Source organism: Microcoleus sp. Pol12B4, from assembly GCF_036701385.1.
Taxonomy (GTDB): Bacteria; Cyanobacteriota; Cyanobacteriia; order Cyanobacteriales; family Microcoleaceae; genus Microcoleus.
This window is the reverse complement of sequence record NZ_JAUBQR010000096.1, coordinates 1-8,172: the sequence shown is the minus strand read 5'-3', so window position 1 is coordinate 8,172 and position 8,172 is coordinate 1. Positions and strand designations below refer to the sequence as shown.

8 protein-coding genes are annotated in these 8,172 nt (G+C 45.7%); 5 read left to right on the top strand and 3 right to left on the bottom strand.

The features are described 5' to 3' along the window. On the bottom strand, positions 1–1,155 hold a 1,155-nt coding region (locus tag QUA38_RS14805), incomplete at its 3' end, for an SGNH/GDSL hydrolase family protein (RefSeq protein ID WP_333162954.1). A 206-nt stretch (positions 1,156–1,361) separates the two neighbouring features. On the opposite strand from QUA38_RS14805, the gene QUA38_RS14800 reads away from it, so the two are divergent. The 3 genes from QUA38_RS14800 to QUA38_RS14790 all read left to right on the top strand — a co-directional run bounded on the left by QUA38_RS14800 (position 1,362) and on the right by QUA38_RS14790 (position 3,247). Beyond that, positions 1,362–1,706, top strand: coding sequence for a Dethiobiotin synthetase (locus QUA38_RS14800; protein ID WP_333071279.1), 345 nt, complete (start codon positions 1,362–1,364; stop codon positions 1,704–1,706). A gap of 172 nt (positions 1,707–1,878) precedes the next feature. Then, positions 1,879–2,127 carry a hypothetical protein gene (locus QUA38_RS14795; RefSeq protein WP_333145591.1) on the top strand — a complete coding sequence of 83 codons (249 nt, stop codon included), beginning with the start codon at positions 1,879–1,881 and terminating at the stop codon, positions 2,125–2,127. Between the two features lie 727 nt (positions 2,128–2,854). Continuing rightward, positions 2,855–3,247, top strand: coding sequence for a hypothetical protein (locus QUA38_RS14790; protein ID WP_333162952.1), 393 nt, complete (start codon positions 2,855–2,857; stop codon positions 3,245–3,247). Positions 3,248–3,348: 101 nt separating this feature from the next. On the opposite strand, the gene QUA38_RS14785 is transcribed toward QUA38_RS14790, so the two are convergent. Beyond that, a complete protein-coding gene (locus tag QUA38_RS14785) occupies positions 3,349–4,635 on the bottom strand; it encodes a glycoside hydrolase family protein (RefSeq protein ID WP_333162950.1) in 1,287 nt (428 codons plus the stop codon). A gap of 299 nt (positions 4,636–4,934) precedes the next feature. Further along, complete coding sequence (locus QUA38_RS14780) at positions 4,935–5,594, bottom strand: NAD(P)H-binding protein (protein WP_333162948.1); 660 nt, start codon at positions 5,592–5,594, stop codon at positions 4,935–4,937. A gap of 121 nt (positions 5,595–5,715) precedes the next feature. Here QUA38_RS14780 and QUA38_RS14775 point away from each other — a divergent pair, with 121 nt between their 5' ends. Both QUA38_RS14775 and QUA38_RS14770 read left to right on the top strand, forming a co-directional pair. Further along, positions 5,716–6,429 carry a DUF1997 domain-containing protein gene (locus QUA38_RS14775; RefSeq protein WP_333162947.1) on the top strand — a complete coding sequence of 238 codons (714 nt, stop codon included), beginning with the start codon at positions 5,716–5,718 and terminating at the stop codon, positions 6,427–6,429. Positions 6,430–7,204: 775 nt separating this feature from the next. After that, a partial coding sequence (locus QUA38_RS14770) for a GAF domain-containing protein (RefSeq protein WP_333162945.1) occupies positions 7,205–8,172 on the top strand: 968 nt, incomplete at its 3' end.

Sequence of the window (8,172 nt, the reverse complement as noted above, 5' to 3'; positions counted from 1 at the left end):
GTCATTTGTACCGCTGCCGTCGTAACCTGTTTTAGAACCTACAACGTCAAATTTAAACTTGCTGGCGTCGCTGTTAATCTCAGTAATTACGGCTTTCCAATCTTCGACGATTAGCGGTTTTTGGCTAGACACTTGGATGATTGCCGGCCAAGGAACGCCAGGACTAGCGCGAGGTCTGGTGATGCTGTAAAGTTCAGGAAATTCTGAGGGTTTTTTGCCGTCGATCGCAATTCTAGCAGACATTGCCTTGCCGTTGAAGGTTTTATCGGCGATCGCATCTATTCTATTTCCTTCAAATTCTAAAACCAACTTGCCATCTTGCCACTTAACATCGCTGCCAACCCTATAGGTTTTCACTAAATCCTGCGGCGGTTGAGGAGAATTTGGTTTGTATCGCAGATGCGGTTTTATGAGAGCAGCTAGGAGAAAATTTCCCCAATCGTTGAGGTGAACGCTGTCGCTCAATAGCTGTTGTGGTTGCAAGCGATTGTCTTTCAAATACCGACGCCAAGGTTCGCGAATTTCCGCGATTTCGCAGCCGTATTTATCGGCTAACTCAGGCAGCCATTTAGTAGAATGAGTGTTGTGCCATTCGTATCTTTTGGCTTCTTCTGGATCGTCGCTGTTGCCTGTGGGCAGCCACTGGATGTGGTCTGAATGCAAGAGTATTTCGCTAGCAGTGCGGCTGCGGACATTGGCAATTATGGCTTCGTAATCTTCACCGCCTCCGTAGACGTGAAAAATCAGCAAGTCTGGATAAAAAGGATACAAATCGTGTTCGCTGGGCCGGATTAAAATCGGGGCGGCAAATCCTGCGATTGCCCGATTTTCCACAATTAAATCTGCATTGGGAAATCGCTGTCTCAAATCCTTCACTACATCTTTCCACCAATCTTGTTCTGTGATGGATTGACCGTAGAATAGGATACGCACTTGGCGGCGGTCTGTTGGAGTGCTAGCCGCAAGTAGCCCCATCGTCCTTTGAATCCTCGCTCCAAAAGTAGCATTATTTGCAATAGGAGCGGGTGGGGGGAATGGCGTATCGGCAGCTATTTTTTTGATGAGCGGAACTAACAGAAAGCTCAGACACAAAAAAAGCAGCCACAAGTAGCGATAAATCTTGGATTTTCTGCTATTTTCTTGGTGTTTTGCCATTGTTTGATTTTTCCCTGTCCGTTTCACTTCGATCAAGACGACTGTGGGATGAATGCTACGCCTCTATCAGTAGTTGTAGCGTGCTTATGGGCGGACCTCACCAGTAGCTGTAGTTTAGCCTGTATGGAAATATATTACCAAATTGAGCGAGACAAAAAGTGATATAATGCCAGCTAATTAATTGCAGGAGATCGATCGCACGTCAAATGGATTACAAAACAGCCCGCAGTTTTCTGATCGACCAAGGAACCGCTCTGGAAACCAAGAAAAATCCCGACGCCTTCCTGATGCGTCTCAAACAAGGTCAACCGCCCGTACCCGGACAGGTGACATCGATTTTATTAGCTTTAAAAATATTGTTTGACGGGCTGCAAGAATCTCCAATGCTCGATCGACAATTAATCTCGGCACTACATTTACTGTCAGTAGAAGGTTTGCAGCAATTTGAAGCTGGACTCCGCAGAGGAGTTTCTTGGCCACCCCTGCTGAAGGAAGACTTAAATCGAATTGCGATCGCAGTCAAGAATATCTTTTCCGGCGTCTGGCAATAATTAGCTCGGCAACCACGGCTCTCTCTACCCACCGCCAGCAAACTCAATTTTTTTTATACATTTTTTTATACATTTTTTTGTAAAAATTTATGTTAATATTGCTACATTTACTCTCAAATTGTGGCATCTTAATATAAGAATCGCTTCTAACCAGCAATTGGAGAAATTTCTCATGAACGCGGAAGAAAAAGCTAGACAACTAATTGCACGAGAAAGGCAGCATAGCGAACACTTGCACGAATCTATGCTCAACCGTTCCTCCCACGAGCTAGAAACACATGGCGAGGGAATTGCTGAAGAAAAAGCCCGAGAATTAATGGCTCAAGAAAGGCAGCACAACGAACACCTGCACGACTCTATGTTAAGCCGTTCATCCCAAGAGGTAGAGGCATCGATCGCACCCGATGACACTAACAAATAAATTTTGTTAACACAAGACTTACGGACACAAACCAAGAAACCTGGTTTTTATACCATTTTTCATACCCTGACAAAGGGCTGTAAAAATGTTTTTGTATAAACAACCAGGTTTCAGCGTCCTGCAAGAGTTTAGTACAGAAAAACTCTACTCAAATCGAGGAAGATGGTAGGTGCAATCAAAACATCCCGTGCTTGGTTGACAGCCACTATCACAAATCTCCATGCGCCATATATAGCAATAGAAAATGCCAAGTTCTACTGCTCGCGAAAGCTTTCGAGGGATGCCAAAAGACTTGGCAGTCCCGCCAGGGTAGCAGACACCAAAGCCTCATCTTTGTAAACTCGCGCTCGGAGAATACGGGTACTTTTAGACGCAGAGGTTAAAGATCCTCGCCGTTGGGAATTTCCGGTTTCAACCCGCCCTAAATTTTTTGTTTCTCGCGTCACGCAAAACATAGCCGTATCCTCTAAGTATCGTCAATTAATCCTTAAAATATGCCCGTAAAATTTATCACGGCTTGCTGTATGTTTCTATTATGACTCAGATAGGTGGCAGAGATAAAACCATGAAATAATTATTCACGATAGCTAGGGATCAACTTAAACAGCTTAACAACTTTTATTAATTTGTTACACGGCGCACGTTTGTTTCAGCCGATCGCCCACAACGACATAGACACCAGGCAGCAAAAGCAAAATCACCGATTTCACAAGAGGAACCCGGATCAATGATGCTAACTCTTAGTGCAGGAACATTTATAAGTCAAATCAGGCCGACTGTCGAAATCTTGCGCGACGGAGACTACCGCTACCGAGACTCCTTTGCGATCGATCGACCTTTCAGAGAAATCCAATTTCGCAAACAAGACAGATACATCACTGGCAGCGATTCAGACAAACGCACTGGCAAAAGTTACTGCTTCCGGGGAATACCCCAGCAGAACAACATTATTAACATCACGGTAGCGATCGAAATTTCCCAAAAAACAGCACAGAAAACCGAGTGGAAATTAGCACCGGGAAACCCCATTAATTTCGACAGGCTTTATCCGCTGCAAGCTGGACCTGGATTAGAATTGTACAAATGTTTGACAGCATTTTTACCAAACTTGAAGGATTAGTTATTCGTGACTTATTAGTGGTTATTTCTTAATCGCTTTGGGTTGTTAATAACCAATAACACGCGTTAACAGTCAACAGTCAACCGTCAACATTTAACTCCTTAAGAACCAGCATTTTCCAATTCTTCCCGCAGCATTTCCCGGTAGACTTTCGGCAAACGAGAACTCATAGAATTGTTCTCAATTCCATATCCCAAACTCGTCCAAGTTCCCGAAAGCATCCGCAATACGTCGGTTAATCTTTCCTGCCGCAGCATCTCAGGAATATCAGCTTTCCAAAACTTGCGATCGCTCAACCAAGCATAAACCACAGCATCCTGATCTTCTGGTTCAAAACTGTAATCTTCCCAGAATAAAAAATTAGCACGACGCGCCTGATAGCGCTTAGCCTTCTCCTTCCAAGTCGTAGTCAGAAATTGATACCTACCTGCTGCGGTAGTACACTTGCCTCGATTCGGGCCATTAACAATCTTCACGCACCAGTCAGGATGGCGGCTCAAATCTAATATATATTTACCACCGTAAACAACGTGATAAGGTCGAGCAACATTCGACTCGCTAGCAGAAATAGTTCGCATCAGCGCCCGAATGTAAGGATCGCCGGTTTTCATAGCCAGTGGTGGCAATTTGCCCACCCCGCTTACCGACTGCGACAACTGCTGATTTCCCTGCAAACTGTCAACCACAAAAACACCGCCGCCAATCACAGCGCCGATTAAAAGTATAAATCCGAGGATTTGAATCTCTGATTGCCTTAGCAAACCTCTTTTGCGACGGCCGAATTTCTCAGCTTCTAGCCAACTCATTTCCATTTCCGAAATTTCGGCTAATTTTCGAGCCGCCCGCATCCGGCGCACCCGGAAATCGTATTGATATAGCGGCGCGGCTACCAGCGTTAAACTCGATAAAACCCCCGCCAATTTGCTCAGCCAGAAATCTAATTCACCGGCTATGGCAACATTTGTCAGAGTAGATATTCCTGTTAGTAACTGGGCCGGATCGATCGATCGCGCTGGCCAATAAAAAATCGCAAGTTGCACCAACAGCGACAGATTAAATGCAAAAAAAATCACTACAACAGCATTCAAGCCTTCTCGCAAGTGCGATCGAATACCAGTGTGCCTGCGCTTGAACTTGCGCGCAACGCGAAAGCGCCCCGGCAGCATAATTAGTAAGGGATTTAAGATCTTGACGGCGAACAAGTGAAACACAAAAAACACAGGCAACTGAATCAGCCAAGCCGCCAGCAGTAGAGTCAGAAAGCCGATATCGTCGCTGACAAAAGGAATACCCCTGCGAAGGAAAAAACTAAAACTCTGAGCGAGAGCAAATGCCCTTAACCACGAAATCGGATAGGGGAACCAAGCTGGCCACTTGAGAGTTTTCATGCTGAGAGAGGGAAAATTTAACGGCGAATCGTAAAACTATTAAGATTTTGCCAGATTTGGCGATCGGAAAATTGTTGTAGGGTGCGTCAGCCCCAATCTTTGACCCAAATCAGATCTTGCACCATTCTCGATAAGCCTTTTTTGGGCTGGCAGGATGCCCAACCCCTACTCCCCACAAGAAGAAAATCCACTTTTTGTGGAACAGGCCCGAAAGCCTGTTCTTGACAATGGTGCAACATTTCAGATCTAAATCAAATTGTTTTAGTCTGACGCACCGAACTCAAGCGAGGCTAATTCAATCAAACCACGCCGGCAAACAACTCCTCAAAACTCTTTTGCGGAGCCTCAGACTTCGCCACAATTTCCACAACCTTGTTGCGAGAAGTCGGCTGAAATAGCGCCTCCACGCACACTTGGGCTACCTTGGTGCGGGGAATGCTGCTCTCAAACATTTTGTCCGCACCTGTCATGACGATCGCATCTGAATTATCCTCATTTTTGAGACCGCCCGGACGGACGATCGTATAAGTTAGGCCGCTTTTTTGCAAATACTCCTCGGCTTGCTTCTTCCAAACCAGAATCAGCCAGAACATATTCAGGGGGTGAAAAAACTGAGAGACGCACAGAGAAGTCACAAGCACAAAATGCTCAATGCCCTTAGCCTTAGCTGCATCCACCAAATTTTTAGTACCTTCAAAATCCACCTTGTAAGGGGCTGTCGGGTCAAAACCAGGGGCCGCCCCTGTCGCACACAGCAATACCGTACTATCGCCGATGGCATCGCGCAGGGAAGTCGCATTTAATACATCCCCGGTCACTAACTCAGCCTCCGGTGGTAAAATTTGTCTAGCTGTGTCTAGATTTCGGACTAAGGCGCGCACGGGAATACCTCGCTTGACTAATTCTGCGACGATGCGGCGGCCTGTCTGACCTGTGGCTCCTGCTACAAATGCTTTCATAAGTCGAGTTATGCTGAACTAGGGTAAGTTTTGTTACTATCAATTTCTCAATTGTAGGGAGGAAACTTCCTTAACACATCCCCAACCAGATTGATTGGCGTGTATAACAGGAGAGCATAATATGAAGCACGATTCCGCTGAATATCAAACTGTTGAAGCTTCTGACGAAAATTACTACCAAGATGCGAGTTTCCGACAGCCCGAAAGTGGAAGCGCGGATGCAGGAGAGGAAGTTGAGCCGATTTGGTTTCACACGCATTTTGAAGACAGCATGGAGATGTACGCCGATGCGGAGACGGTGGCGAAGCATTTGAACAACCACAAGACTTGGTTTTGCCAGTGCGCTTCGCCGATGAAGGCCCAGCCGCTCGGAGAAAACGGCTATGATTTATTAATCGGGCGTTTTGGGGCTTTCGGCTACCGTGTTGAAGCGAGAATTGGTTTAGAGTTGCTGCCGCCTGATGCTGAAGGCTGCTATTTGATTAAGACTATTCCGGTTCCGGATTATACCTCGCCTGGGTATGAAGTGGATTTTCGATCGGCAATGAAGCTAGTGGAGATACCGTCTCATGAGTTTGCTGCCGATTGGCCGAGATCGGAACGTGCTAAGCTGCCGCCTGCGATTACCAGCGCTACGTGGAAGCTGGATTTGGCTGTGGGGGTTTGCTTTCCCAAGTTTATTCGATCGATGTCTCAGCCTTTGATAGAAAAAACTGGCGATGCGCTTTTGGAAAAAATTATCAAACAAGTTAACCGGCGCTTGACTTATAAAACTCAGCTTGTTTTTCACGAAAGTTTGGGCATTCCTTTTCCGAAAAATCCTAAGAAACATTAGAAACATTAACAATACTTGCGCTCTAACTCACATTTGTAGGGTGCGCACTGCGCGCCTTAACATTAAGTGCGATCGTAATAACTCATACCATTGTAGATTTTCGACTTCGGTGTGAGGGATCAGTCGCACAATTTTAGATGAAATTATTGGAAATAACTGATTGTGTATGGGTGGGGATCACGAGCATACAGTTGCTTTTTTGAAACTGATATCACTGTCTCCGCGTGCTTAGGGCGCGCCTTATGCCTATGTTTTTGAATCCAACACTTGCTTGAGCAGTTAATCCAAATAACCAAGTTATTGCTAATAAAAATTAAGGGTAAGGTCATGATGGCATTTGACATATAGCAATTTTTGCAGGAGTCGTATTTTTTTTCCCCACTCCAACCCTCTCCGAACCCACTGGGATCAAGTAAGAAATTCACCAATTATTTAGGATTGCTATATGCTGATTTCTTATCAGCGGAATTAGTTTTTATTATGATGGGTCAATTTAGCACAGGGTTGGACACAATAGTTTCAAGTCAGATGCCATCAACTTCGACAGCATTGTTATTAAAAAAATCTGCTTCTGTCATAATGCTTTCCCTCCTTATTGCCTGATGATTAAGCAATGTAGCCGACGCAGTTAAAAAGTGGCTCGGATCGCCCTCGGAAACCAGCAAGTGTCTCAGATCACAAGGCCGATCGATCGCCCTCACTGCCCAAAAACCTAAAATTATGTCACATTAAGTAAGGGGTTATAAAATAACTCTTGCCATATCCCTAGAAAGTTATGACAACGAAACTAAGAGCTACACACACAGAGAAAATGGAGAGAGACTTGCACCAGTTGAGGGCAGACCAAGAACTGATTCTCAACCAAGTAGACAATGCGATCGCTCTGTTCGACTCGTCTGACTGCTTAGTTTTGTTTAACAAAAAATTGGCCGGAATGTGGGAACTGTCCCCAGAATGGCTGGAAACAAAGCCGAAGTGCCACTTGCTGTTTGCCGAAATTGTCGATCGGGGTTACTTATCTGTTCAACAGTGGCAAGACTTTCAGCAAGCACTCGAAACATCTAAGCATGAAAGCTTATCATTTTATTTCGAGCAATCCAATGCCGTTTGTTTGGAGGTGTGCGCCACGATTACCAACAGTGGCGGACGGCTGTTTACCTTTCGAGACGTTACGGTATATCAAAACTCCCAAGCTAGTTTGAACGCAGAAGTCAGGCGGCTGAGATTTCTTTTAGGTTTAACCGAACGCCTGCAAAAGTCTGACAGTTTGCAAGAAATAGGTCAGTTTGCCCTCACCTATTTAGTAGAGGCAATGAATGCAGCTTTCGGAGATGTCAAGGTGATTAACGGTAAGGGAAACGACCGGCAAGCGGCGGCGATTTCCAACCACCTTTCTAGTCAATTTCTGGCTACTTACGGGGAACCCGTAGTCGCAGGAATGCAAGAATTACTCGACCAAGGAATTCCCTACGGCATCGGTTTGCTGTGGGAAGTGGTGAAAACTGGTAAACCTTTGTTCGTAGAAAATTATGCCCAACATCCCAATGCCGTGCCGGAATTTCGGCATCCGGGAATTGGACAACTGGGCATTTTTCCGATCGCAGCCACCGACGGTACAATTATTGGCGTACTGACGCTGGAGTCCCGCAACGTCAAAAAACTGCAAACCGCCCTCAACCAAGAAGTGCTGGAGGCTGCTTGCCGGACTCTGGGGGCGGCGATCGAGCGGGCTCAGACACAAGA